Source organism: Shewanella sp. Choline-02u-19, from assembly GCF_002836205.1.
Lineage (GTDB): Bacteria > Pseudomonadota > Gammaproteobacteria > Enterobacterales > Shewanellaceae > Shewanella.
On record NZ_PJBE01000013.1, the window covers coordinates 1,450,447 to 1,475,393 of the forward strand.

A 24,947-nucleotide genomic window follows, 5' to 3' on the forward strand; every position below is an offset into this window, starting at 1 on the left:
AGGCAACGAATTTACAGGCTTAGTGCAACAAGTAATCAGCTGGATAAAATTATGCTTGCATTGGTTGAAAAGATAAAACACAATGAGGACATCTAGCCATCCAAACGGCTAATACAATATTAAGGAGTCATCATGGCTTATGCTACATTCGGTGCGGGTTGTTTTTGGGGCGTTGAGTATTTTTTCAAGCAAGTTGACGGCGTAACCGACTGTACGTGTGGCTACATGGGTGGCAATGACCTGTATTCCTCTTATAGTGACGTTAAAGCAGGTAATACCGGTCATGCTGAAGTTGTCCAGATTGAGTTTGACCCTAGCAAAGTGGGTTATGAAACATTGTTAGATATATTTTGGCAAAATCATAATCCGACCACACTAAATCAACAGGGCGAAGACAAAGGCAACCAGTATAGAAGCTGCGTATTTTTCCATAATACCCAGCAAAGAAGCCAAGCAGAAAAGGCAAAGCTTGCACTGATAAAAAGTAGCAAGTGGGGAGATAAACAAATAGTGACTGAAATTGTCCCTACGCAGCAGTTCCATGAAGCTGAAACTTACCATCAAGATTACTTAGCTAAGAACGACCTACCCAGTTGTCACATTAGCTTCTAGATGCAAGTTATACCCATAACATTGGGTATCGGTCATTCATTAGGAATTAAAAGGGAAGTGGCAAGTTTAACACTAATGGTTCTTCTATAACCTCAGTCGCAGAAACCAGAAACCAGAAACCAGAAACCAGAAACCAGAGTATTGAAGCCACAGATATAAAAAAGACGCCATAACAGCGCCCTCTTTATTATTACCCGTATACATTTAGCTCGCTAATGCTTGCTCAACAATAATGGCAGCATCTTTAAGCAATTGTTGTAAATGCTCTTGGCTGACAAAACTCTCACCGTAAAGCTTAAATAATGCTTCAGTACCCGATGGACGAGCCGCAAACCAGCCATTGTCGGTGACCACTTTAATGCCCCCTATCGAGGCCCCATTACCTGGAGCATGTGTCAGCTTTTGGGTAATAGTATCGTTAGCTAGCGTTGTCGCTGAGATTGAAGCGACAGTAATTTTGGCGAATCTAGCTTTGTTATCCAAGCTAATGGGGCTATCAATGCGTTGGTAAAAGCTCTGGCCAAACTCGCGTTCTAATTCGAGATAACGTTGCTGCGGTGTTTTGCCCGTAACAGCTAATATCTCAGCCGCCAATAAACACAAGATAAAGCCATCTTTGTCGGTACACCAAGTGCTGCCATCCAATCGTAAAAATGCAGCTCCAGCGCTTTCTTCCCCACCAAAGGCAAACGAACAGTTGGCAAGACCTTCAACAAACCATTTAAAGCCGACGGGAACTTCAGACATCTGTTTATCATGCATGGCACAGACTTTATCAATCATAGCGCTTGAGACTAATGTTTTACCAATCACCATCTTGTCAGTCCAATTAGGACGATGAGTCACAAGGTAATCAATTGCCACTGCAAGAAAATGATTCGGGTTCATTAAACCGCTGCCAGGACATACAATGCCGTGTCGATCAAAGTCGGGATCATTACCAAAACAAAGATCATATTGGTCTTTATGTTGAAGTAAACCGGCCATCGCAAATGGAGATGAACAGTCCATTCTGATCTTGCCATCTTTATCCAATGGCATGAAACTAAAGCTTGGATCGACCTTGTTGTTTACAATCGTAATGTCTAAGCCATATTTATCTGCTATTGGCTGCCAGTAATGGATCCCTGAACCGCCAAGAGGATCTATGCCTAAATGCAGTTTAGCATCCGCAATCGCCGACATATTGATGACATTGGCAAGATCGTTTACATACGGCGTAATGAAGTCTTCAGCACTGACATACTCCGTTAGCAACGCTTGGGCATAATCAATCCGCTTAACGCCAACTAAGTCATTCGCTAAATACTGATTTGATCTATTTTGGATCCAATCGGTGATCTCGCCTTCTGCTGGACCACCATGCGGTGGATTGTATTTTATTCCACCGTCTTGAGGTGGATTATGTGAAGGCGTGACGATAAGACCATCGACCAGATGAGCAACACTATTATCTTGCTGGCTATTGGCGCAAACAATAGCGTGCGATACCACCGGCGTAGGCGTGAAACCGTCATTTTCGTGAATAGCGACAGTCACTTTATTTGCGACTAAAACTTCAATAACAGAAATGGCAGCAGGTTGTGATAGCGCATGCGTATCAATACCCAATATAAGCTTGCCCGTGATCCCCGCCTCGATACGGTAATCAACTACTGCCTGAGAAATCGCTAATAGATGAGCTTCATTAAAACTACGCTTAATGGCACTGCCACGATGGCCTGAAGTGCCAAAAGTAACCTGTTGCGTCACCTCTTTGGCACTAGGGCTTAACCGATAATACAAACTTATCAGTTTAGATATATTGACCAAATCCTTTTGTTCAGCAATCTGTCCCGCTCTTTCATGTATGGCCAAAAACTAGCTCCTTTAGTTAACGTAGATATCTATTATACTTTATCGATGATAGCGACAACTTGCGCATCATCTGTTCCAAACTGTGTCAGCACTTCAGACAAAATAGTGCGTTTCTTAGCCGTGTTATTATTGGTTGTCACCCAAAAGCCACTGTTGCCAATCTCTTTCGGATTAGCTGACTTGCTGGCTTTTAATAACGCGTCCTTTGACGTTGCAAAGTACAACCTGTCACGCCCTTGGATCAACAGAACTTGTTCAAACTGGCTTTTTGATGTCTGATACACAGTGTCCAAAATAAACAAGAACCGCCCAACAGCGCCTTTTTGCGCCGCTAATAGCTCTGCATCGATTAAACCAATAAAGTCACCAATAAGGTTACTTTCAACTATGATGGGTTTATTGATGACTTCTACAACCTTGTCGTCACGTTCTAAACTTGGGTGGCTAATCGTTTCAGGTTGAGGTTGAGCTGGAGTCACTGCATCAACACGCAGCCCTAATATTCGTCGTAAAATATCAGAAGCGCTTTCACCAATATGTTCAGTTTTGCTGGCAATGTGGCGGTAAAGCTCTTCATCAACCTCGATATATTTCATAACGGTTATCTTCCTTACGTAGAAAACTGGGATCGGTGTTATTTGTACTGATCATGAGCGCATTACGGCCCCAAATTATCCCCTCAGTGTAACGAGGTTTAGAGCCTTGATAAAGCACCAATAATTGAAAACTGCGATCCAAATAAGAAAGAGCGGCTTGTTAGCCGACTAAGCGGTTAATAATGCGTCAAAGAGGTGACAATTTTATGACCTGACTTGGATTCTAAATAGGATACAGGCACAATCTTGCACAATTCGATCTTTTAGGCGGGCATAAAATGCACTATACGACCAATGGCAGCGGACCTGCTGTTATTCTCATTCATGGGCTATTTGGCGATCTTGATAATCTAAAAGCACTCGGGAAAACGTTAGAAGATAGCTTTACCGTCGTTCGAGTCGATGTCGTCAACCATGGCAATAGTGAACATGTCTCCTCAATGACCTATCAAACGTTAGCTGACGATGTGAAACAGCTACTCAGCACGCTCAACATAAACGAAGCAATATTAGTCGGACACTCTATGGGCGGTAAAATAGCGATGGCAACTGCCCTTCTCTATCCAGAATGTGTGACCAAGCTTGTTGTGGCTGATATTGCCCCCGTTGCCTACAACAGTCGTCATGATAAGGTTTTTAATGCACTTGAAACTATGCCATTAACCGAGATCAACGATAGGCGTGATGCACTAACCCATATGCGTAGCCTTGATATCGATGAAGGCACTGCGCAGTTCTTACTTAAGTCACTTAAACGCAGTGACCATGGCTTTGAATGGAAGATGAATTTAGCAGGGTTAAAACAAAGCTATAACGACATCATTGGCTGGCCAACGTTCACAACTCAGTATACCGGTCCATGCCTATTAATACGCGGCGGCGACTCAGACTACGTCACATCCGCTCATAGAAGCGCTATAATTGAGCAATTCCCTACCATAAAAGCAAAAACAATTGAGGGTACGGGGCATTGGCTACATGCTCAAAAAACTAGCATTTTTAACCGTATAGTAAAAGATTTCCTCGTGAGTAATTGATAAAAATTTACTGCCAATAAGATGTAAATCGTCTAGCCGCTTTACCACTTATATGGTATATTCCCGCCACTTTTTTTTGGCCAGAAGGAATGGTAGATGTTAATGCAACATATGGAGCAAATTGAGGCGTTAGGCCTAAACTTGTTTTTTGCAGCCATTTTCTTCTTTATTGGTATGGCCATTCACGATGTACTTAAACAGGGTAAAGTGCCTCTGTTTGGTCGACGTATCGTTTGGTTAGTTTTATTTCTCGGCTGTGCCGGGTTTATCGCAAAAGGGATTATACAGATGACCTGGGAAGGTTCAGGCATCGGTTAAATTGGACTCAATGGCAAAAGAAACATCAGACAGAACCACCATTGATCTGTTCGCAACAGAACAACGACGTGGTCGTCCTCGTAGCAATCCATTGCCGCGGGACCAGCAGCTAAAAATTAATAAAAGAAACCAAATCCAACGTGACCGAGCTAACGGTTTAAAGCGAATAGAGCTAAAGGTGTCACAAGATTTGTATGACGCCTTGAATGAACAGGCAATGGCCAGTAATATTAGCCGCAGTCAGTTAATTGAATTAATACTGCAAAAGCAAGTCAGTAATTGAGCGCTTTTACAGCACGCATACTTTAAAGTGAACTAGACATAAAGGAACAACAATGGCTACAGTAGGTCTTTTTTTCGGGTCTGATACAGGCAACACCGAAGCCGTCGCCAAAATGATCCAGAAAAAACTGGGTAAAAAAATGGTTGAGGTGAAAGATATCGCCAAAAGTACCAAAGAACAGATAGCAGAGTATGATCTGCTTCTTTTCGGGATCCCAACTTGGTATTACGGTGAAGCACAATGTGACTGGGACGATTTTTTCCCAGAACTTGAGCAAGTAAACTTTGAAGATAAGTTAGTCGCTATTTTCGGTTGCGGTGACCAAGAGGATTACGCTGAGTATTTTCTCGATGCCATGGGCATGGTTAACGAAATCGTCGAAGGCCGTGGTGGTATTGTCATTGGTCATTGGCCAACAGAAAGCTACGACTTTGAAGCCTCGAAAGGCTTAGCGGATCCTAAGCACTTTGTCGGTTTAGGCATTGATGAAGACCGTCAACCTGAACTTACCGAAGAGCGAGTAGATGCTTGGGTTAAACAGATCTATGAAGAGATGTGTTTAGCTGAACTAGCAGATTAATAAACGCTTAAGTTTATTCATCTCTAGCAACAAAAAAACGGCATTTATGCCGTTTTTTCGTATTTAAAGATAAATGTCAGCCGTTTAACTAACCAAGGTAGCGAAGCATTGACTCATTACGCATTAAAGCCTGTAAAAACGACAACTCAGTGGGATATCTTTTGCTGTGTTGTCGACAACTATGGTGATATAGGGGTCACTTGGCGACTCGCTAAGCAACTGACAAAAGAATATCAAATCAATATCACCTTATGGGTTGATGACTTAAACAGTTTTTCACACATTTTGCCACCGTTAGATCCAAGTCTTAACAGCCAGAAACATGATGGTGTGCGCATCAACTTATGGTCTGAGCCTCTCCCGGTAAACTATAACGCTGCAGATGTAGTCATTGAGGCATTCGCCTGTAATTTGCCTAACGCAGTTGTGCAAGCGATGCATGCCCAGCATGAAGCCCATAAGCAAGATACCAGCGTCCCTAAAGCACCTGTATGGTTAAATTTAGAGTACTTAAGTGCTGAGTCTTGGGTCGAAGGTTGTCATGGCCTACCCTCTATGCAAAATAACGGCCTCAAAAAGTACTTTTACTTCCCTGGATTTACGGGTAACACTGGTGGTTTGATTTGCGAAAAGGACACTTTAGATCAGCGGAATGTATGGCAATCGAATCTGGACTTTCGACACCAGTTGTTCAACAAGCTTGGCCTCAATAATATTGACGATAACGACACAGTGATCAGTGTATTCAGCTATGAGACCTCTGCCCTACTTCGTTTATGCAAGTTATGGATGCAGTCAGATAATCGAATACATGCGTTGATCCCCAAAGGACGAAGTTTAAACAGTCTACAATCACTGCTACCTTGTGCTATCAATGACCTCAACGTAGGCCAACAAGTGGTGCATGGTAATCTTACTATTCATATTTTGCCCATGACAGATCAGCAAGGCTACGATCAACTGTTGTGGAGCTGTGACGTGAATATTGTTCGCGGTGAAGACTCCTTTTTACGAGCACAATGGGCAGGGAAACCGTTTATTTGGCATATTTATCCTCAAGAGGATGATTACCATCTGGTAAAATTAGCCGCCTTTATGGATAGCTATTGTGATAATCTCAGCCCACAAGCGAGCAATATCTACCGTTCACTCAATATCGCTTTTAATAAAGAGCAAGCTGACACTGCCGCTCAAGAGTGGCAAAACCTAGATTTAATCCAGCCAGAGATGTCACTTCACGCACAACAATGGCCAATTTACATATTAAATGACGCAGATCTTGCTTCTCGACTAGTTCAATTCGTCAAAAATAGCTAAGATACTGCGTTGAAATAGAAAAAACCAAAAATAGGAAATAGTGTAATGAAAACTGCTCATGAAATCCGTCCTGGTAACGTGATCATGTTAGATGGCAGCCCATGGGTTGTACTTAAGACTGAAACAACTCGATCTGGCCGTAACGCTGCTATCGTAAAATTAAAGCTTAAGAGCGTTTTGCTTGATTCGACGACTGAAACAACGTTCAAAGGTGAAGATAAGTTAGATGACATCATTCTTGAACGTCTTGACTGTACTTATTCATACTTTGCCGATCCTATGTATGTGTTTATGGATGCTGAATATAACCAGTATGACGTAGAAGCAGAAAACTTAGGTGATGCAGCAGCTTATATCGTTGACGGTATGGAAGATATTTGTCAGGTTACTTTCTATGAAGAGAAAGCTATCTCTGTAGAGCTGCCTATTACTGTTAGTCGTGAAGTTACCTATACAGAGCCTTCAGCTCGTGGTGACACTTCAGGTAAAGTAATGAAGCCTGCAACTATCGCAGGTGGAAGCACTCTGAGTGTTGCTGATTTCGTTAAAACTGGCGATATGATCGAAATTGATACTCGCACTAACGAATTTAAGAAACGCGTTTAATCTCAATTCGTGTCTCTGAGAAAGCCAGCCTTCAGGTTGGCTTTTTTATTACTTTTGATCTCACAAAATCAACATCAAAAAACCAATTAATACACTTCTTAGATATGTTCTCCACGCCTCACAGACCCGCGACCGAATCAATTGATCTTTTATTGATGTTGATCAACTAGCGAATAACCCAGTCAACCACGCACAAAGAAGAGACTTACACCACAATTGCAACTAATGGCAGTGTATGATGCTTAATAGCATTCTAAAGCACGGTGCTCACGGTAGATCACACTATTTAAGCTAGGATTTAAGGCTATCTTTGTCTAATCATTTTAGCTATTGTTCACTCAACTTACGTCTTTACTACAATAGACTCATTTTTAAAGCATTTTCGAGGTTTAGATGCGCCCAATTATCAAATCCACCAAATTGGACTCTGTTTGCTACGACATTCGTGGTCCAGTCCATAAAGAAGCGAGAAGATTAGAGGACGAAGGTCATAGGATCTTAAAACTCAATATCGGCAATCCAGCGCCTTTTGGATTTGAAGCACCCGAAGAAATCGTCCGCGATGTGATTTTAAACTTGCCTAGTGCGCAAGGCTATTGCGAGTCTAAAGGGCTATTTTCGGCACGAAAAGCGATTGTTCAACATTATCAATCTCAAGGGATCCTTGGCGTCGACATTGAAGATATCTATATCGGTAATGGAGTGTCAGAACTTATCGTAATGGCAATGCAGGGTCTCCTCAATAGTGATGACGAGGTACTTGTTCCCTCACCCGATTATCCGCTTTGGACCGCCGCCGTGCATCTGTCAGGTGGTAAAGCGCAGCATTATCGTTGTGATGAAGAGTCCGGCTGGTTTCCTGATATTGACGATATAAAAAGCAAAATCACCCCACGTACACGTGGCATTGTGCTTATCAACCCCAATAACCCTACTGGCGCGGTTTATTCAAAAGAACTTATTCTTGAAGTCATCGAGTTGTGTCGACTACATGATATGATTTTATTTAGCGATGAGATCTATGACAAAATTTTGTATGACGAGGCCGTGCATATACCTGCTGCGAGTTTATCGGATGACATCCTGACGGTGACCTTTAATGGCCTTTCTAAAGTTTATCGCGCCGCAGGTTTTCGAGTCGGTTGGATGATGCTTACCGGCAACTTAAAATCGGCAAAAAGCTATATTGAAGGCTTAGATATGCTCGCCTCAATGCGCCTCTGCGCCAACGTACCGAATCAACATGCTATCCAGACGGCTTTAGGCGGATATCAGAGTATTCAAGAGTTAGTACAACCGGGTGGACGTTTGTGTGTCCAACGAGATGCTTGTGTCGAAATGCTCAATCAAATCCCTGGCGTCAGCGTGGTTAAGCCAAAAGGTGCGTTATATGCATTTGCCAAGTTGGATCAGAAGAAGTTCAATTTACGGGATGACGAACGACTAGTGCTCGACCTTTTAAAAGAGAAGAAAATACTCTTGGTGCAAGGCACAGCGTTTAACTGGCCAGAGCCTGACCATCTTAGGGTCGTCTTTTTACCCTACAAGGATGAACTTACAAAGGCCTTAGGTGAAGTTGGTGAGTTCCTTGAAGGATACAAGCAATAACCTTTTAAAAAGAGGCTTAACACTTAAACGACCTCTGGGTCGTTTTTTAGTATTAAGCCTATATTAACGTGCTGAACGTTTAAACAACTGAAAATTCAGCTTCAATAATCTCTCCCTGTTCACGCCATTGCTTGAATTTGGCCCTTTTCGCGGTTTGTTGTGAAATGCATTGACACAAATCATCCATCGAACTTATTAGCGAGATTTGACTAGGAAAGAAATTGGCAATAAAGCTGCCACTGTTTATGAGTGCTAATAGCTCTTTACGCTGACCTTCAAAGTTATCTACCATTTCAGTAATCGCAACTTCAAAGGCCTGCTGGCGCTTATGTTCATTCCATGAGTTCCAAGCTTCAAGTGCCACCCCAACAAAAGCTAACGCACCATTAATGCCCTTGGCTAAGTTAACGGCGCCCCAAGGTTTAAATTTCAACATACCGGCAAGATCAATACCCACCATTTTCCCTGCTGCGCTCAATCCGTCACGGGCTGCTAGGATACTCTGATTATTAATGAAACTCCCTTTCACAAGGTAATTAACGCCTTGCTTACCCATCAGCATCACAGTATCGTTGTAGTGCTTAACTTCGTTTTGAAAGTTATTTTGAAGCTGAGTTAACTCGCCAGATAAGGCATTGATTTGACTTTCTATTTCGTTTTGAACCCGAGTGTTTAACATCACCCCTTCATTGCCAACTTCTCTCTCGAAGAAATCGTTAAATGTATTCAGATCTGTCCCTTTTACCTGAATAATCAAGTCACCAAAGTAGTTTATCACAAAGTTACGTAAGCCAATTTGAACTTCAATAATTCGAGTGTTCGCCAAACTAATCTGTTTTTCAAGGCGTATATTCATGGTATTCAGACGAGCAAGCTCTTCACCAATTTTTTCGTCGTTTTCTACCGCCTTCGGCAACTGACGACCGAGTACATCACGGATTATGCTATTTTTAGCCTCTAGCGCAACTGACATTTGGCCGCCATTTTCACGCACCTTCTCTACCGTTGCTTGCTGAAGTTTTTCGATATGAGACAATGCCTTAAACTTTTCAACATTTTCTAGCCAGTATTCCGTTCCCATATCAAATGGGTTAGCAGCCACTGCCACAACCGTAATCAGCTCTTCTTCAGTTAACGTAATTGCGTCATTTAACCTTTCTATGACGTTTTGCTGCTTTATCTCTAGATTAGTCCTGTAATCCCACTCACTCTCAACGTCAGCGACTTCATCGAAGCGGCTTAAAACAAACACCGTCCTAGAAAGAAGCTTTAAATCACGAAACAACCAGTTAAGATCATCGTGATGGCTCGCCTTAATAGGATTAGTCGAGTTCATCACATAAAGCACAAGGTGCGCCTCACTGACATACTTCTTTGTGATGTCTTTATACATTTCGATTTGTGATGAATCCGCGTTTAGCTTTTCTTTAAAACCAAACAGGCCTGGTGTGTCTATAAGCTCACAATTATCATCTAAATCATAAACCTTAACCGCATCAGATGATTCTTGATGGCTGATATTCATACTTTCGCTGTCTAACTTTTCCATCCAAGCCGCAGCAATTGAAGTCTTACCCTCAGAAAAACCGCCAACTAAGGCGATCTTTAGCTTACCTTGGTCAACAGTGCTTAAGGCATGCTCAAGTTTAGCGGTAAGGTTTGCATCAATGTCAGCCCCTGCGTCTACACCCAATTGTAAGAACGTAACTAATTTTTCAAGTAAAGTACGAGCCTGTTGCTTGCTTGACTCAAATTCATTTATAGTTTCAATCATTGTTAAGACTCCAACTGCTTGCAAAGCATTTTTAATTCACTTTTAGCTAATTTTAATTTTTGACTCACAACTTCTATATGCTCGACCGAGGTCGTCATTGCTTGTTTAATGATATCGACATTCGCTTCGACCTCTTGCATGACATTCGCTAACGTATTATCTAGTTTTTCGTTAATGCTCTTCGATACTGTTGAGATATTCTCATCCGTCGACTTTCTCTGCTGAGATTGTTTATAGTTACTACTAAAAAAGGAGCGAACGGCTTTATACAATTGAAAAACCAAGGTCGCGGCAGAAACCGCAATTATTGCCCAGCCAACAGGCGTCCAGAACAAAGCGATACCGCCACCAACCGCACCAACGACGCCCCACACATTAATACCATGATCAATATCGACTTCTAAACTCGTGTCTACAGAATCAATATTGTTGTATAAACCTAACAATTCACTGCTTTGGGTTTGAAAGCGTTCAACAATATCTTTAAGGCTTGTTTCAAATGCGTCCATCTCTTTATTCATAATATCTGGCATAGATTCTATGAGTCGCTTTTGATATTTTTCAATATTGCTCTCTAAACTGCCCTTAAAATCATCATTGCTAATATTGTCATCGATACAGTCATAAGTAGATGAACGTACTGAAGATTCAAAATGACGAACAACTTCTCTCGCCCGATTGCTCAACCTAGATTTTAGGGTCGCTACCAAAGTGTTAAGCTCTGTATCTGTATCTTTAAGCTCTGAGGTCAATGTATGTAAAAGGGGCGTAAACTTTTGACTTAATAAGCCTGTTACATCCTCCAAAGCAGAACTAACGATCTGTTTCGCCTTGTGCTTATTTGATCTAACAATTTTGGCTTTAAAGTCATTGACCATGCTTTGATCGAACATACCCACAACAGCATTTATGTTGGACTTAGCTAATAAATCCGCAGCATCAAATTTGTTTAAAAACTTGCTTTGCATGCCTTGGTCACGTGAACCCGGTAACAAACAAGTCGCAGAGGCTAAGAATGCTGGATATGCACTGAGGGCTAAGCTTTTTTGATAACTGTCACCAAGATGCTCTACCATGACTTTATCCAACACTGCCAAGCTTTCTAATTCCCCTTCAGAAACTAAAGTGACTTTCTCTAACTGAATAGGGTTTTGAATGCGCTTGTTAAAGATTGACCACACTTCAGATTGAGCACCCAAGTGCTGTTTTATCTTTTGCAATGTACCCGGGTTAGATGCATCCCCTTTCTGCGGCGCAGCCGCTTTACTGGTAATATAAAAAACGGCATGAGCTTTATGAACCGCTTTCCATATGGCATCACTCACTTTGTCTTCTTTACCTTCAATACCCGGAACATCGAGTATGTTGAACTTGCATCCATCATGCTCAAACGTATAACTCTGGGTATCTAACGTAAAATCTGAACGGCCATTACCAATGATAAAGCCATCAGCCAAGCTTTGGGCTTGATTCACCTGCACTTCAATCTGCTGATGTCTGCTCTGTAATCCCTCTACATTGGCACTAATATCCAGACACTCTTGTTGGTATCTTGCCGTTTGTTCAGTAAACGCTTGCGTGCCTTGTTCAAGATTTTTAGATGCTGCTTGATAAGCTGACAGCTGTGGCATTTTTTTAAATAGCCAAATAAATCGCTGTAGTAATGTCGCTGTCGCTTGTGCACTGTCTAGCTTTTCCTTAGTACTGAGCTTCTCAGTTTCACAGCGATCAACTGTCTGTTCGAGCCCTTGCTGGCTTACTTTCCAGTCGAAGTGGCACTTTTTAAGCATTGCTTCATTATCAAGAATACCTTGCCGAGTCTGCTCTATCAGCTCGACAGAAATCCCAGACTCTAGCTGCCACTGTTTAAACTCGGCCTGTTGTTTATTTTTTAACTCCTCAGCTAATATAATGCGCAAGGTTTCAATTATTGTGGATTTACCCGCATTGGTTTCACCATACAAAGCAATGGTAAAAGTATCCCACTCTGCGTTTTTTTCTAAATTTATGAGTTGTTGGCTGATTTCAACATGTAGCTTAGTGAGTATATCTCGACTAAGTTCAGTCGTCTCTTTGGTACTAAGATCGCTAGTGTCTTGGCTTAGCTTTTGGATCAGCTCATTAATAATCAACTGAATTTTTTGATAGATTTGACTCGGTGAGTCTTGATCTTCATTCATAAATATAACCTATACCACTCGGTGTTTTCTTAAGGTAGTTAGTACACCTAACCATCTAAATATCGTTAATGTAGCAATTGCAACTAACTCCGATTATATAGCTTTATTACATGCACTTATATCTATTGCAACACAGTTATGGCATCGAATTAACACTATTTAAAAAAGCACTAGCATTCTTGATAAAAGGGCGGGAGGTCACAATATATAAGGTATCGTCGAATTTATGAGCTTATAGAAAGCCGCAAATCAGATAACCAAATGACAACTCTGACGAGATGAGGCTCAGCTAACAAGCGCGAGTTAAGGAGTTAGGAAGTAAGATCTAAGCGGGACATCTGGTTAAGAGGTTTAGCTAAAGCATGAGGTTCACGCTGTAGAATAAAGCATTGGCTGTATGCTTTGAGCATATATAAACCAATATTGGTGTTTCTTTCTCGACCATTAAACGACTTAAGGGTCGTTTAATGGTCTTAAGACTATGATAACCTCAGTGAGTCCGCCATAGATTAAGGAATACTATGAGTCACCTTTTTGCCCACCTTGCTCGAATGAAATTAATTCAACGCTGGCCGCTAATGTATAACGTTAGAACAGAGAATGTACAAGAGCACTCTCTACAGGTCGCTATGGTTGCACACTCTCTTGCCTTAATTAGCAATAAAAAATTTGATGGCAACTATGATCCTAACCAAGCCGCAACCATCGCCATTTTCCATGACGCCAGTGAGATCCTCACTGGCGACCTCCCGACTCCGGTTAAGTATTTCAATAAAGAGATTGAGGCCGAGTATAAAAAAATTGAAGCTATTGCTGAACATCGGTTACTCGAAATGGTGCCTGAAGAGTTCAAAGAAGACTATTGTGCATTGTTAACAAGTGAACATGCTGACCCTGAATACAAAGCATTGGTTAAAGCTGCCGATACCTTGTGCGCTTATTTAAAATGTTTAGAAGAGCGCCGTGCGGGGAATACTGAGTTCAATACGGCACAAAAGCGCTTAGAGCAAAGTCTAAAAGATAACCCTAACCCGGCAGTAAACTATTTTATAGAATGTTTTATTCCAAGTTTTACGCTTGATCTCGATGATATTAATAAATTGCTTTAAGTCATTAATAAGGAACCAGCATGGATCAAACACCCTGGCATGAAAGACGTTTAGCTGAAGACAAGCAAAGACGTAACGATCATCGTAGCCCTTACCAACGAGACCGTGCCCGTATTCTGCATTCAGCCGCCTTCAGGCGACTACAAGCTAAGACTCAGGTCTTAGGCATTGGTATGAATGATTTTTATCGTACTCGCTTGACCCATTCGTTAGAAGTAGGCCAAATAGGCACGGGGATTCGTGCACAGCTTAAACAGAAACACCCAGAGCATGATGAACTACTCGATTCGATGAGCCTGATAGAGTCGATATGTCTTGCCCACGATATAGGTCACCCACCATTTGGTCATGGCGGTGAAGTTGCACTTAACTATATGATGCGCAAACACGGCGGTTTTGAAGGAAATGGCCAAACCTTTAGGATATTAGCTCGCCTAGAACCCTATACCGAATATTATGGCATGAACCTATGTCGACGCACGTTATTAGGTATACTCAAGTACCCTGCCCCCTATAGCCTGCTCCACCGTGAATTGCCTTTTAGTGAGGTTAGCCGCTTTCGTCAGTTAAAACCCTCTGAGTGGCCACCGGTTAAAGGACTATTTGATGATGACTTAGAGGTACTAAACTGGGTGTTAGACCCATTGTCAGAAGCCGATAAAGCACTGTTTCTCTCTCATCACTTAGTTGATGAATCAAAGCATCAAAGAACGCAATACAAATCATTTGATTGCTCTATCATGGAGCTTGCGGATGATATCGCCTACGCTGTGCACGATTTAGAAGATGCTATTGTGATGGGCATTGTCAGCCGTGAGCAATGGACTGAAGATGTTGAAAGCCAACTTAAAGAAAGCGATGACGACTGGATTAAAAGCGAGTTTTCCACTATTGGACAACGACTATTTTCGAGTAAACACCATCTTAGAAAAGACGCGATTGGTACTTTAGTCAATGGTTTTGTCACCGCGATATCGATTACCGAGGTAGACGGGTTTAGTGAGCCACTGCTTAAATTTAACGCAGCGCTTGAAGGCCCTTTTGACTCCGCGCTTAACACGCTAAAGCTATTTGTATATCAATACGTGATTCGAAAACCTGAGATTCAGATGCTCGAGTATAAAGGCCAACAAATTGTGATGGAGTTATTTGAGGCCTTCATTTCAGATCCTGAGCGACTACTGCCAACAAATACCCAAGCGCGTTGGATTGAAGCAAAAGATCAAGGACTCAATTGCCACCGTGTTATCGCAGATTACATTTCAGGAATGACAGACGAATTTGCAGCAAGACTGCATCAACATCTGTTTAGCCCGAAGTCAGGCTCGATGATTGAATTAAACCGCGAGCTTTAATACCTAACTTGCACTACGGTGATAGATATTGATTGGCAATGAAATCGATTCATTTGCAATACTGTCTATCACTTTTTAGCTATCTACAGTAAGTTAAGCAATAAGCTAAACAATGATCTTGTTTTATAACGACGAATTTCAATACCTTATGTAGGCATTTACTTGTTACAACAATCCCATAAGGCCCTTACCTTTATTACCCGCTACAAGCATCAGCTGAAGCTAAGCGCTATACCGTTAAGTGAGCCGTATTCAGAATACGGCTAATAAAGTATGTATAAACTTAGCGCTCTATTGGGTATTTCATTGCAATCCATTCAGGTAAACCTGAATGGCTAACGCAGGTAATATTATCCAGCCCCATAATAGACAGATTGGTTAATGCGGTTTGGGCTCTACGCCCTGAATGGCAGTAGATGTAGATATGATTAAAGCCTTTCAATTCTTCCAGGTGTTGTGACTCAGTCCCAAAGGGTATGTTGTGACTACGAGGGATATGCCCTTTTGAATATTCTTCTTTTGTGCGATTATCGATGATTAATGTGTTGCTGTTTTCTTTTAGCCAAACGCTATAAAGCGCATTCATCGAAAAGTCGTTATGAATATAAGCATCCGGATTAAAGTTAATACCGCAGTTAGTATTGGCGGGGACAGCTTCATTGATTTTTTTAGGTATGTCTAAGTTCAGATTACTCATGATCTGCAAAAAATCATCGAATGATTTTTTTTGACCCACCCGAGGATTCCATTGTTTCTCTTCAGCAATCGTTGAGCTGGTTTTACCGTTATAATCATGCCCTGGATAAATGACCGTTTCATCTGCCAAACTAAACAGTTTTTCGGTGATGCTATGGTACAAATCCCCTGAGTTCCCCTCTTGAAAGTCTGTACGGCCACAGCCCCGGATTAATAAGCAGTCACCGGTAAAAACCATACCATCCACATAAAAACTCATACAGCCATGGGTATGGCCCGGTGTATTTATTGCCCTGATGTGATGTCCCCCAATAGGAAGTTCATCACCCTCTTTCAGGTCTATATCAATTGATTTGACAGCTGCCGCCTGACTGTAAACAATCTGCGCACCGGTTTTTTGTCGGATTAAACCAGCAGAAGTGATGTGGTCGGCATGAATATGCGTTTCAATGATATAGAGAAGCTCGATACCAAGCTCTTCAATATATTGCAGGTCTCGTTGCAGATGTTCTTTAACCGCATCAATAATCGCCCCTTCATGGGTTTTTGGATCTCCCAGCAGGTAGGTGTACGTGCAACTATCCCTATCAAACAGTTGCTTTACATATAAAGGACGCTGGGTGCTTGTGATTAGCATGGTGATTTGTCCGTACTCATGTATTCGTTCTTGAAAGTATAGCGAGTGTCTTTAGTATAATGTTAATAAGTACCTGTATTTAATCTCTAGACTCTGTTATCTGCTACCGGCACAAAAAAGGCACCTTAATAGGTGCCTTTGCATTACTGTAGGTAATCGTTAATACATCATCCCGGGAAACAAGCCTTTAACGCCAGCAGCAATAACTTCAATGCCTATGGAAAGCATCAACAATCCCATCAGACGAGTAATCACGTTAATGCCAGTGTTGCCCAGCACTTTAAATATAACAGGGGCCATACGAAACAGGCTAAAACTCAATAGTCCAAACAAAATAATCGTAATAGACATACCAATTAGATTTTCTAAAGTCTTATACTCAGCGGCAGTGACAATAACCGAACTAATAGCACCAGGGCCTGCCATTAAAGGAAGGGCAAGCGGCACAACCGCAACGGATTCCATACCAGATGCTTCTCGATCTTCCTCTTTGTTGCGTTTAACTTCACCTAGCTTACCTTGCAACATCGACATCGCGATGATGCAAATAAGAGTACCACCGGCGATCCTAAACGCTGAGAGAGAAATGCTGAACATATTCAAAATATGTTGCCCAGCAAAAATGGTGACTAACAGTATGATCACCACGGCAAGGTTAGCCACTTTGCCGGTTTGATTGCGTTCAGCTATCGTTTGGTGACTGGTTAAGCTCACAAATACAGGTAACAATCCAACTGGATTGATGATTGCTACTAACCCTAGAAAAAACTTAAAATAAATAGTTAAATCCAACGTCTTATCCTCTGCGGTCGAGCGCGTTATTGATGATATAAAAAAAGTTGCGCTACTCTAACGCAACTCCTTAAAAAGGAAAAATGAGTTTATCTAACCAAAATCACAATTTTGAATAAATTTTATTAAACCATTTACACGGCACCTTGCTGTAAAAACGTAACACTCTGTTGCTAACATAGTTATTTTATTACAGATAGCAACATTTTTGCGGGACTGATCACGGTGAAATAGGTCATTTGAGTGTAATTTTTCTTCATAGACTCTAAAGGTAGTCAGAGAAAGGTTAGCAAACCCAAATTTTGCTAAATTTTTTTAGGATACACACTATGACAGTCACCAATGAGCAAGACCTCAATAATCTGGTAAGCAAAGTCGTTGAAGCGCAGCGACAATTTGCCGAATTCTCACAAGAACAGGTCGATATTATATTCAGGGCAGCCGCGCTTGCTGCTGCAGATGCACGAATACCATTAGCTAAAATGGCGGCAACCGAAACGAGAATGGGTGTACTTGAAGATAAAGTGATTAAAAACCACTTCGCCTCAGAATATATCTACAACAAATATAAAGATGAAAAGACCTGTGGGATCATATCTGAAGACCCAACTTTCGGGACGATTACTATCGCGGAGCCTGTCGGTATCATCTGTGGTATTGTGCCCACCACAAACCCGACTTCAACCGCGATATTCAAAGCACTCATAAGCCTTAAAACCCGTAATGGGATTATCTTCTCGCCTCATCCTAGAGCTAAACAATCCACAACCACAGCTGCACGAATAGTGCTAGAAGCTGCAGTTGCTGCTGGTGCACCTAATGATATTATCGGCTGGATTGATGAACCATCTGTGGCATTATCAAATCAACTGATGACACACCCAAATATTAATCTCATTTTGGCCACGGGTGGCCCCGGAATGGTTAAAGCCGCCTATTCATCAGGCAAACCTGCCATTGGCGTGGGAGCGGGCAATACGCCTATTGTCATTGATGAAACCGCTGATATTAAACGAGCGGTTAGCTCTATATTAATGTCAAAAACATTTGATAACGGGGTGGTATGTGCCTCTGAACAAGCCGTGGTGGTGGTCGATGAGATCTATGATGTAGTCAAAGAGCGTTTTATCAGCCACGGTGGTTACATGTTAAGCACTGAAGAAACGGCTTTGATGCAAAACGTCATTCTTAATAATGGTGGATTAAATGCCGATATCGTGGGTCAAAGTGCCGCTACCATTGCCAAAATGGCGGGTATTGATGTACACAAGAATACCAAAGTGCTTATTGGTGAAGTGACCGATATAGATGAAGCCGAAGCCTTCGCCCATGAAAAACTGTCTCCGCTGCTGGCTATGTATCGCGCTAATGATTTCGAAGATGCAATGGATAAAGCTGAAGCGCTCGTCACGCTAGGCGGCATTGGTCATACATCCGGGCTATATACCAATCAAGATACGCAAACCGATCGCGTTGAAGCATTTGGCTTTAGAATGAAAACAGCGCGTATCCTAATCAATACTCCGGCATCACAAGGCGGAATTGGGGATCTTTATAACTTTAAACTCGCACCATCATTAACCTTAGGTTGCGGTTCATGGGGCGGTAACTCAATATCTGAAAATGTTGGCCCAAGCCACCTTATCAATAAAAAAATGGTCGCTAAGAGGGCTGAAAACATGTTGTGGCACAAACTTCCATCCTCTATCTATTTCCGCCGAGGTAGCCTGCCGATTGCATTAGAAGAGTTATCAGATAAGAAACGAGCACTTATCGTGACAGATAAATATCTGTTTAATAATGGCTACTGTGATGAAACAATTAAGATATTGAAGAGCCAAGGTCTCGAAACCGAAGTGTTTTACGACGTTGAAGCTGACCCTACAATGCTCATCGTGAATCAAGGTGCAAAAGTGGCTCAAAGCTTTCAACCTGACGTTATTATTGCACTCGGTGGTGGCTCTCCTATGGATGCGGCTAAAATTATATGGGTCATGTACGAACACCCTGATGTCGATTTTGCCGACTTAGCACTGCGTTTTATGGATATCCGTAAACGTATCTACAAATTTCCAAAGCTAGGTAAAAAAGCCATGATGGTGGCCATACCTACAACCTCAGGTACAGGCTCTGAAGTTACCCCATTTGCGGTAGTTACAGATGAAAAGACCGGGATGAAATATCCGATTGCAGACTACGAGCTAACGCCAAACATGGCAATTATTGATCCTAATCTCGTCATGAATATGCCGAAATCACTAACGGCCTTTGGGGGAATTGATGCCATCACCCATGCACTTGAAGCTTATGTCAGCGTGATGTCAAATGAATTCAGTGATGGTCAAGCACTGCAAGCGCTCGATTTGCTGTTTACTCATTTACCTGCTGCATATGAACACGGTGCCAACGCACCTATCGCCCGAGAGAAAGTCCATAATGGGGCTACAATAGCCGGGATCGCATTCGCCAACGCATTTCTAGGCGTCTGTCACTCAATGGCCCACAAACTCGGGGCTGAGTTTCATTTAGCCCATGGACTCGCTAATGCTTTACTAATTAGCAATGTCATTCGTTTTAATGCGACAGATATGCCGACTAAACAGGCTGCGTTTAGCCAATATGATAGACCGAAAGCACTGTGTCGCTACGCCAAAATTGCAGAACACTTAAAACTTAATGGCACCCAAGGTGAAGGCATTACAGATGAAGAAAAAGTCGAGGCTCTACTTAAAGAAATTGATGCTCTCAAGGAGAAGATTGGCATTCCAAGCTCAATCCAAGCTGCCGGCGTCAACGAAGCCGATTTCATCGCAAAATTAGATGAGCTTGCCGAAGATGCATTTGACGATCAATGCACAGGTGCAAACCCACGCTTCCCGCTTATTGCAGAGCTAAAGCAAGTTCTATTGAGCAGTTATTACGGTAATGATTATATCGATGAATAATCTGCTTATAGGTTCGCAATTCTAGTCACCATAACGAAAAAAGACTAGCCAACTTGGCTAGTCTTTTTTACTTCTAAGAACTTATAATTAGCGGCTGCTCTTTCTCTTTCCGCTTAAACATTCTCATACATTCAATCTACAGACTCTTTTAACCTTACACGTATATGTTCAGCAATAATACACACTGCGCCTCCGGCTAAATAAGCAACTAAATCTCCCACATCAAATGTCGCACCTAAAATGATACTTAACACTGTGGCTGATTTGATCCCCAGCAGTTCAGCTATATTTAAATACTGCGAAAACTCAACACAAAAGGCGATGAGTATGGTGATTGCCACCAGCGTTCTAGAAGTTAAATTAATAAAACTCGATAGCAAATAATATAGCCACACAACAACCAGAGCATCGCCTAAAATTGGCCGAATAAACGCATCTCGAACAAAAAGAGCAATAAAAATTAGCACCAGTAATAATACTAAGCTGGTAAGCGCACGTCCCAAGGAGAAATGTAAATAAGTAAGGTCTACTTTATGTCCTCTATCAATCATTCCTTTATGAGTTGTCATCCACAACCTCTATTTCACTCATTTTAGTTTCATGCTTTTTTGCTTCTGGTAAAGCGTCGCCGCTTCGTTGGTACCAATCTACATTTCTTGTAAGTAGCATCAACAAGCTTAAAATGGCAAAGCAAAGTAAGCTTCCCATTAACAAAGCATAGCTTTCAGCCTGAAGCAGGCCAAACAATAAACCATAAAGAGCGATTAGACAGACACCAAATAACTTGCCATGTTTGCCATTATGTAACATACCACCGACATAGCCGCTCAGTAATACCGTAGAGGCTATAGCTGATAAGACATAAGCCCAATTAAAGCCAATATGCTCACTTAAAGAGATAAGTAATAGATAAAATAGCGCCAATGCTAGGCCAACAAAACCATATTGGACAGGGTGCATTAAACGAGCTTGAAACAGTTCCAATAAAAAGAAACTCGCAAATACAAGCGTAATAATCAACAACGAATAATTCACTGCTCTATGGGATTTAAGGTAATGATCAACAGGCTCAATTAAATCAACTCCCATTTGACGACGTTCCAGCTCAACACATGCCGTAGAATCGGCCATGCAACGTTCAAACAGCTGACTAATATTTGAAGAAAAGTTGTTGCTTTGCCATTGCGCGTTAAATCCTTTAGCAGAGATCTCAGACGAGATCGGTAAAAAGTCACCAATAAAACTCGGATGAGGCCACTTAGATCTCATTTCAATGCTAGATACTTTACCGATTGGCGTAACCTGAATCGACTCCATACCTTGCAGTAAAAAGTTTAAGTCATAGGCCATTGGAGCCGAAACTGTAAGCTGATTTATATCAAGATTGATATGAAACCCTTGAGCAAACTGATTAAGCCCAGTCCCCGGTTTCACCTCAATGCTTTTGCCCCCTAACGTCATCTTGTTGAGTTTTATCAGTCCCCTGCTATCACGGACACCTACAACCATTGAAACCGATTTTATCTGATGCTGATCTAACTCTTTTAAGGGGCTTAGATCAAAGGACCCGCTTAGATGGCTATCTGCTTTGTATAATCGCGCTTGGTAGATCCCCCGATACTTGGCATAGCTTTCTAAGTCAGCATTCATTTTAAATGACTCAGGTAAAATATACTTCCGATATTCAGTGGAATAGAACTTGCCTTCATGATTTACCATTTTAGTATAATTAACGCTAATAAACGGACCAATAATCCGCTGTGCGCCATGACTACTGCGCGCGATCTCTTCCCGCACTTCTTGTAAACGCAGAGAACGCTCAGAGATTAAATTACTGACCATCGATACGGGGATCTGCAGTAATACAAAAAGTAAAAGGATAAACCCCAATTTAGTCACGATCTGATTATTTAGTATATTTTTCACACGTCATTCTCCAATAGTTGATTGTTTCATTTTATAAATAACAATTGGAGATTTAATGGAGTGAATGTGGAGATTAGATGGAGTTTGTGCTTCTAGGTAAAATGATAGAGACTCTAACGCCCTGAAGAACATTATCTATCTTGAGTAAACCATGGTGCAGCTTAACTACTTGTTCAACAAAATTGAGCCCTAAACCGGTGCTTTTAATGCCATTTTCTCTTGGTAAGGAGTAAAAACGTTCAATAATACGCTCCATAGCGTATTCGGGGATCTGCGGGCCAGTATTGTCAATAGTAAGCAAAACCCCATTGCTGTCACACGTCAGTGACCATTTAATAGTGCCGTTCGGGTTAACAAAATCAATCGCATTATCCATCAAGTTAAACAGCGCTTGTTTAAATAAAAACTCGTCTCCCAATACGTGGTAAGTGTTGCCTTTATCTTGTAATGCATGATTTTCAAACTGACATGTGACCGACTTAGCGATTAACCGTACCTCAGATGCCAAGTTAATCTCGTTTATAATGTCGTGTAGATTAATTTGCACTAATGCATCCAGCTGTGGCCGCTTTTCTAACCTAGCAAGCTCCAATAATTTATCAATTAAAGATTGCATACGATCGCTTTCACGCTCGATATTAGCTGAAAAGCGTGTGACTTTATCTGTAGATAACGGCGTTTGTAGAATTTCGCTGGCCCCTTTTATTGCTGAAAGCGGACTCTTTAACTCATGAGTGAGCGTTTCTACATACTGCTCTACATATTTTTTACCATCAATTTGCTCTCGCATTTTCTCTAAGGCATCGCTCAAGTTGCCATATTCATAGAATACGCGAAATGTGGGTTTAATCACTTTTTCGCCGCGACCCATTTTATCAGCGTAATCTTCTAGTTTGTGCAAAGCTGAATGGATCCGCCATGAAAAAATCCCACCAGCAAGTAACACTAAGCCACTCATTAATATCATCCAATAAAGAACATTTCGCTTAGAAAGGTCTATATATGGCTGTACAGAACGGTTAGCTTTGGCAACCGTGACGCTGCCAATAATGGTATTGTCATGATAGATTGGCGCAGCAACATGCATCACCGACGATGAAGGATCGTTGGGGTTCTCTGTTGTACTGCGCGCGCCATATTCTCCCCGCAAGGTTAAATACACATCGTTCCACTGTGAATAATCTTCACCCACATCTTGCTGCCAAGAATCAGCAATCACAATGCCATTTTTATTGGTAATATAGATGCGGTGATTAAGCGCTTTTTTACCTAGCTCCCACGTACGGGACTCAAGTTCACGCTGTCCATAGGCTGCAAGTAACTTAGAGAAGCGGCTTTCTGAAATAAGATTATTAGCCACTTCTTCCTCAGCGAGAACGGCTAACAAATTAGCCATGTCAATAAGGGTTTCTTCGGTTGTTTGGCGGACGGTAGGCTTAAGCTCTTGAATAACGGTAGTACTGACCATATAAGCCGTGACACCAACAAGAATGAAATACAGCGAAAATAATCTTAACCCTAACGGGATCTTTGGCCAGTGGGTCATTACACAAGCTTCTCACTGTAAAAATAACCAAAACCACGTTTAGTCTTAACAAATTCAGACAATTCAAACGGCTTAAGTTTACTCCGGATAGCCTTAATATGAGAATCGATGTTTCGCTCATAGGCAGCTGAGGGCGCGAGATCGGCAGCGACAAGTAACTGCTCTCGACTGAGTATATTGCCACCGTCCTTCATTAACTTGTTTAAAATTTTAAACTCTACTGCGGTTAAACCAAGCATCTGACCATTAACACAATAATCAAAATTTATAGGCTGCAAACCTCCATTTAGAGTGTGTTCAATGGTCTTCTTATTATCCACTACAATACTATGCGTTATCGCTCGCTTAATGCGTAATTTAATTCGAGCCAACATCTCTCTAGGGCTAAAAGGTTTGGTGACGTAATCATCTGCGCCAATTTCTAAACCTACGACCCTATCTATCTCATCGTTTCTCGCGGTTAAAAAGATAATCGGTAAATCAGAAAAATCTCGAATGGTTTTACACAGCTCAAAACCATTCACGTCGGGCAAACCAACATCAAGCACCAAAAGATCAACCATATTCTCAGTCAAAAATGCCAAGCCTTGTTCACCGGTTGCAAACCAGCACACTTTAAAGCCATCCATTTCTAATACATGGATAAGATTCTCTGCAATGGCGGACTCATCTTCAATGATGACTATCGTCGCTTTAGCGTTCACCTAGTTAACCCTTTTACTTTACATTCTAGGCAGCTAGCTTAACTTAGAGCGATATAATAAATCGACATAATAATCATATTGTTGGTGTCAAATTTTGCGTAAGGGAGACTTAAAAGGAAAAGTGAGGCATTAACATCTGAAACTTACCTAGGCAAGAAGCCAGAAATTTACGTACAAGATATCTCGTCTGCAACCAATCTGTTTTATAGGCGTACTAAAACGACCGATAAACTTAAAAGTCATGATTTAACGTTGGAAATAACGGTAATGGTTTAACTGATACGATGTAAAGTTAATTTAAGAGACTGAAATTAAAGTTTTAAGCTGTTGACCATTGCGCTGAGGGGCATGCTGACTAACGAAATGTAGCCTGATAACGATCACTTCAAACAGGGCTTGTTGAACACTTGGGATAAGGACGCGGCTTCGCGCGACCTATCCATATTAGTTAGTATGCTTTAGCACGATC

Annotated in this window: 21 protein-coding genes; 11 read left to right on the forward strand and 10 right to left on the reverse strand. The window is 41.6% G+C overall.

What is annotated here, in order from left to right:
* Positions 1-132 precede the first annotated feature (132 nt).
* On the forward strand, positions 133-612 hold the full coding sequence (gene msrA / locus CXF83_RS13065) for a peptide-methionine (S)-S-oxide reductase MsrA (protein WP_101091643.1): 480 nt from the start codon (positions 133-135) through the stop codon (positions 610-612).
* A gap of 204 nt (positions 613-816) precedes the next feature.
* Here the strand turns inward: msrA and pgm are convergent, their stop codons facing one another.
* Both pgm and seqA read right to left on the reverse strand, forming a co-directional pair.
* The gene (pgm, locus tag CXF83_RS13070; RefSeq protein ID WP_101091642.1) at positions 817-2,469 is read right to left on the reverse strand and encodes a phosphoglucomutase (alpha-D-glucose-1,6-bisphosphate-dependent); all 1,653 of its coding nucleotides are present in this window, start codon (positions 2,467-2,469) and stop codon (positions 817-819) included.
* A gap of 32 nt (positions 2,470-2,501) precedes the next feature.
* Positions 2,502-3,065 carry a replication initiation negative regulator SeqA gene (gene seqA, locus CXF83_RS13075; RefSeq protein WP_101091641.1) on the reverse strand — a complete coding sequence of 188 codons (564 nt, stop codon included), beginning with the start codon at positions 3,063-3,065 and terminating at the stop codon, positions 2,502-2,504.
* Between the two features lie 278 nt (positions 3,066-3,343).
* On the opposite strand from seqA, the gene CXF83_RS13080 reads away from it, so the two are divergent.
* The 7 genes from CXF83_RS13080 (at position 3,344) to CXF83_RS13110 (ending at position 8,814) form a co-directional block, all read left to right on the forward strand.
* Positions 3,344-4,102, forward strand: coding sequence for an alpha/beta fold hydrolase (locus tag CXF83_RS13080; protein WP_101091640.1), 759 nt, complete (start codon positions 3,344-3,346; stop codon positions 4,100-4,102).
* A gap of 96 nt (positions 4,103-4,198) precedes the next feature.
* Complete coding sequence (locus CXF83_RS13085; protein WP_101091639.1) at positions 4,199-4,420, forward strand: DUF2788 domain-containing protein; 222 nt, start codon at positions 4,199-4,201, stop codon at positions 4,418-4,420.
* A gap of 10 nt (positions 4,421-4,430) precedes the next feature.
* Complete coding sequence (ybfE, locus tag CXF83_RS13090; RefSeq protein ID WP_101091638.1) at positions 4,431-4,703, forward strand: LexA regulated protein; 273 nt, start codon at positions 4,431-4,433, stop codon at positions 4,701-4,703.
* 52 nt (positions 4,704-4,755) lie between these two features.
* Positions 4,756-5,283, forward strand: coding sequence for a flavodoxin FldA (fldA, locus tag CXF83_RS13095; protein ID WP_101091637.1), 528 nt, complete (start codon positions 4,756-4,758; stop codon positions 5,281-5,283).
* 108 nt (positions 5,284-5,391) lie between these two features.
* Positions 5,392-6,600 carry an elongation factor P maturation arginine rhamnosyltransferase EarP gene (gene earP, locus CXF83_RS13100; protein ID WP_101091636.1) on the forward strand — a complete coding sequence of 403 codons (1,209 nt, stop codon included), beginning with the start codon at positions 5,392-5,394 and terminating at the stop codon, positions 6,598-6,600.
* Between the two features lie 45 nt (positions 6,601-6,645).
* The gene (gene efp, locus CXF83_RS13105) at positions 6,646-7,206 is read left to right on the forward strand and encodes an elongation factor P (RefSeq protein WP_101091635.1); all 561 of its coding nucleotides are present in this window, start codon (positions 6,646-6,648) and stop codon (positions 7,204-7,206) included.
* Between the two features lie 393 nt (positions 7,207-7,599).
* Entirely contained in the window at positions 7,600-8,814 is a 1,215-nt protein-coding gene (locus CXF83_RS13110) for a pyridoxal phosphate-dependent aminotransferase (RefSeq protein ID WP_101091634.1), read from the forward strand.
* 79 nt (positions 8,815-8,893) lie between these two features.
* On the opposite strand, the gene CXF83_RS13115 is transcribed toward CXF83_RS13110, so the two are convergent.
* Both CXF83_RS13115 and CXF83_RS13120 read right to left on the reverse strand, forming a co-directional pair.
* Complete coding sequence (locus CXF83_RS13115) at positions 8,894-10,588, reverse strand: LeoA/HP0731 family dynamin-like GTPase (protein ID WP_101091633.1); 1,695 nt, start codon at positions 10,586-10,588, stop codon at positions 8,894-8,896.
* A gap of 2 nt (positions 10,589-10,590) precedes the next feature.
* Entirely contained in the window at positions 10,591-12,768 is a 2,178-nt protein-coding gene (locus CXF83_RS13120) for a hypothetical protein (RefSeq protein ID WP_101091632.1), read from the reverse strand.
* A 521-nt stretch (positions 12,769-13,289) separates the two neighbouring features.
* Between CXF83_RS13120 and yfbR the strand changes: the two genes are divergently transcribed.
* Together yfbR and CXF83_RS13130 are read left to right on the forward strand one after the other, a co-directional pair.
* Complete coding sequence (yfbR, locus tag CXF83_RS13125; RefSeq protein ID WP_101091631.1) at positions 13,290-13,877, forward strand: 5'-deoxynucleotidase; 588 nt, start codon at positions 13,290-13,292, stop codon at positions 13,875-13,877.
* A 20-nt stretch (positions 13,878-13,897) separates the two neighbouring features.
* Complete coding sequence (locus tag CXF83_RS13130) at positions 13,898-15,232, forward strand: anti-phage deoxyguanosine triphosphatase (protein WP_101091630.1); 1,335 nt, start codon at positions 13,898-13,900, stop codon at positions 15,230-15,232.
* A 283-nt stretch (positions 15,233-15,515) separates the two neighbouring features.
* Here CXF83_RS13130 and CXF83_RS13135 read toward each other — a convergent pair whose 3' ends face one another.
* Together CXF83_RS13135 and CXF83_RS13140 are read right to left on the reverse strand one after the other, a co-directional pair.
* The gene (locus tag CXF83_RS13135; RefSeq protein WP_101091629.1) at positions 15,516-16,565 is read right to left on the reverse strand and encodes an MBL fold metallo-hydrolase; all 1,050 of its coding nucleotides are present in this window, start codon (positions 16,563-16,565) and stop codon (positions 15,516-15,518) included.
* A gap of 159 nt (positions 16,566-16,724) precedes the next feature.
* On the reverse strand, positions 16,725-17,357 hold the full coding sequence (locus tag CXF83_RS13140; RefSeq protein WP_101091628.1) for a YchE family NAAT transporter: 633 nt from the start codon (positions 17,355-17,357) through the stop codon (positions 16,725-16,727).
* A 329-nt stretch (positions 17,358-17,686) separates the two neighbouring features.
* On the opposite strand from CXF83_RS13140, the gene adhE reads away from it, so the two are divergent.
* Entirely contained in the window at positions 17,687-20,302 is a 2,616-nt protein-coding gene (gene adhE / locus CXF83_RS13145) for a bifunctional acetaldehyde-CoA/alcohol dehydrogenase (RefSeq protein WP_101091627.1), read from the forward strand.
* Positions 20,303-20,433: 131 nt separating this feature from the next.
* Here adhE and CXF83_RS13150 read toward each other — a convergent pair whose 3' ends face one another.
* The 4 genes from CXF83_RS13150 to CXF83_RS13165 form a co-directional block, all read right to left on the reverse strand.
* Positions 20,434-20,871 carry a ribosomal maturation YjgA family protein gene (locus CXF83_RS13150; RefSeq protein WP_101091626.1) on the reverse strand — a complete coding sequence of 146 codons (438 nt, stop codon included), beginning with the start codon at positions 20,869-20,871 and terminating at the stop codon, positions 20,434-20,436.
* Positions 20,858-22,228 (reverse strand): cell envelope integrity protein CreD, encoded by a 1,371-nt coding sequence (creD, locus tag CXF83_RS13155; protein ID WP_101091625.1) that lies wholly within the window; start codon positions 22,226-22,228, stop codon positions 20,858-20,860. The genes CXF83_RS13150 and creD overlap by 14 nt, the downstream gene beginning before the upstream one ends.
* Positions 22,229-22,301: 73 nt before the next feature.
* Positions 22,302-23,774: a two-component system sensor histidine kinase CreC gene (creC, locus tag CXF83_RS13160; RefSeq protein WP_101091624.1), complete on the reverse strand. Its 1,473-nt coding sequence runs from the start codon at positions 23,772-23,774 to the stop codon at positions 22,302-22,304.
* Entirely contained in the window at positions 23,774-24,478 is a 705-nt protein-coding gene (locus CXF83_RS13165) for a response regulator (protein ID WP_101091623.1), read from the reverse strand. The genes creC and CXF83_RS13165 overlap by 1 nt, the downstream gene beginning before the upstream one ends.
* Positions 24,479-24,947 lie beyond the last annotated feature (469 nt).

Coding starts and splice junctions, on each gene's coding strand:
- msrA (WP_101091643.1), top strand. CDS start 133: ATGGCTTATGCTACATTCGGTGCGGGTTGTTTTTGGGGCGTTGAGTAT.
- seqA (WP_101091641.1), bottom strand. CDS start 3,065: ATGAAATATATCGAGGTTGATGAAGAGCTTTACCGCCACATTGCCAGC.
- CXF83_RS13080 (WP_101091640.1), top strand. CDS start 3,344: ATGCACTATACGACCAATGGCAGCGGACCTGCTGTTATTCTCATTCAT.
- CXF83_RS13085 (WP_101091639.1), top strand. CDS start 4,199: ATGTTAATGCAACATATGGAGCAAATTGAGGCGTTAGGCCTAAACTTG.
- ybfE (WP_101091638.1), top strand. CDS start 4,431: ATGGCAAAAGAAACATCAGACAGAACCACCATTGATCTGTTCGCAACA.
- fldA (WP_101091637.1), top strand. CDS start 4,756: ATGGCTACAGTAGGTCTTTTTTTCGGGTCTGATACAGGCAACACCGAA.
- efp (WP_101091635.1), top strand. CDS start 6,646: ATGAAAACTGCTCATGAAATCCGTCCTGGTAACGTGATCATGTTAGAT.
- CXF83_RS13110 (WP_101091634.1), top strand. CDS start 7,600: ATGCGCCCAATTATCAAATCCACCAAATTGGACTCTGTTTGCTACGAC.
- CXF83_RS13115 (WP_101091633.1), bottom strand. CDS start 10,588: ATGATTGAAACTATAAATGAATTTGAGTCAAGCAAGCAACAGGCTCGT.
- CXF83_RS13120 (WP_101091632.1), bottom strand. CDS start 12,768: ATGAATGAAGATCAAGACTCACCGAGTCAAATCTATCAAAAAATTCAG.
- yfbR (WP_101091631.1), top strand. CDS start 13,290: ATGAGTCACCTTTTTGCCCACCTTGCTCGAATGAAATTAATTCAACGC.
- CXF83_RS13130 (WP_101091630.1), top strand. CDS start 13,898: ATGGATCAAACACCCTGGCATGAAAGACGTTTAGCTGAAGACAAGCAA.
- CXF83_RS13135 (WP_101091629.1), bottom strand. CDS start 16,565: ATGCTAATCACAAGCACCCAGCGTCCTTTATATGTAAAGCAACTGTTT.
- adhE (WP_101091627.1), top strand. CDS start 17,687: ATGACAGTCACCAATGAGCAAGACCTCAATAATCTGGTAAGCAAAGTC.
- CXF83_RS13150 (WP_101091626.1), bottom strand. CDS start 20,871: ATGACAACTCATAAAGGAATGATTGATAGAGGACATAAAGTAGACCTT.
- creC (WP_101091624.1), bottom strand. CDS start 23,774: ATGACCCACTGGCCAAAGATCCCGTTAGGGTTAAGATTATTTTCGCTG.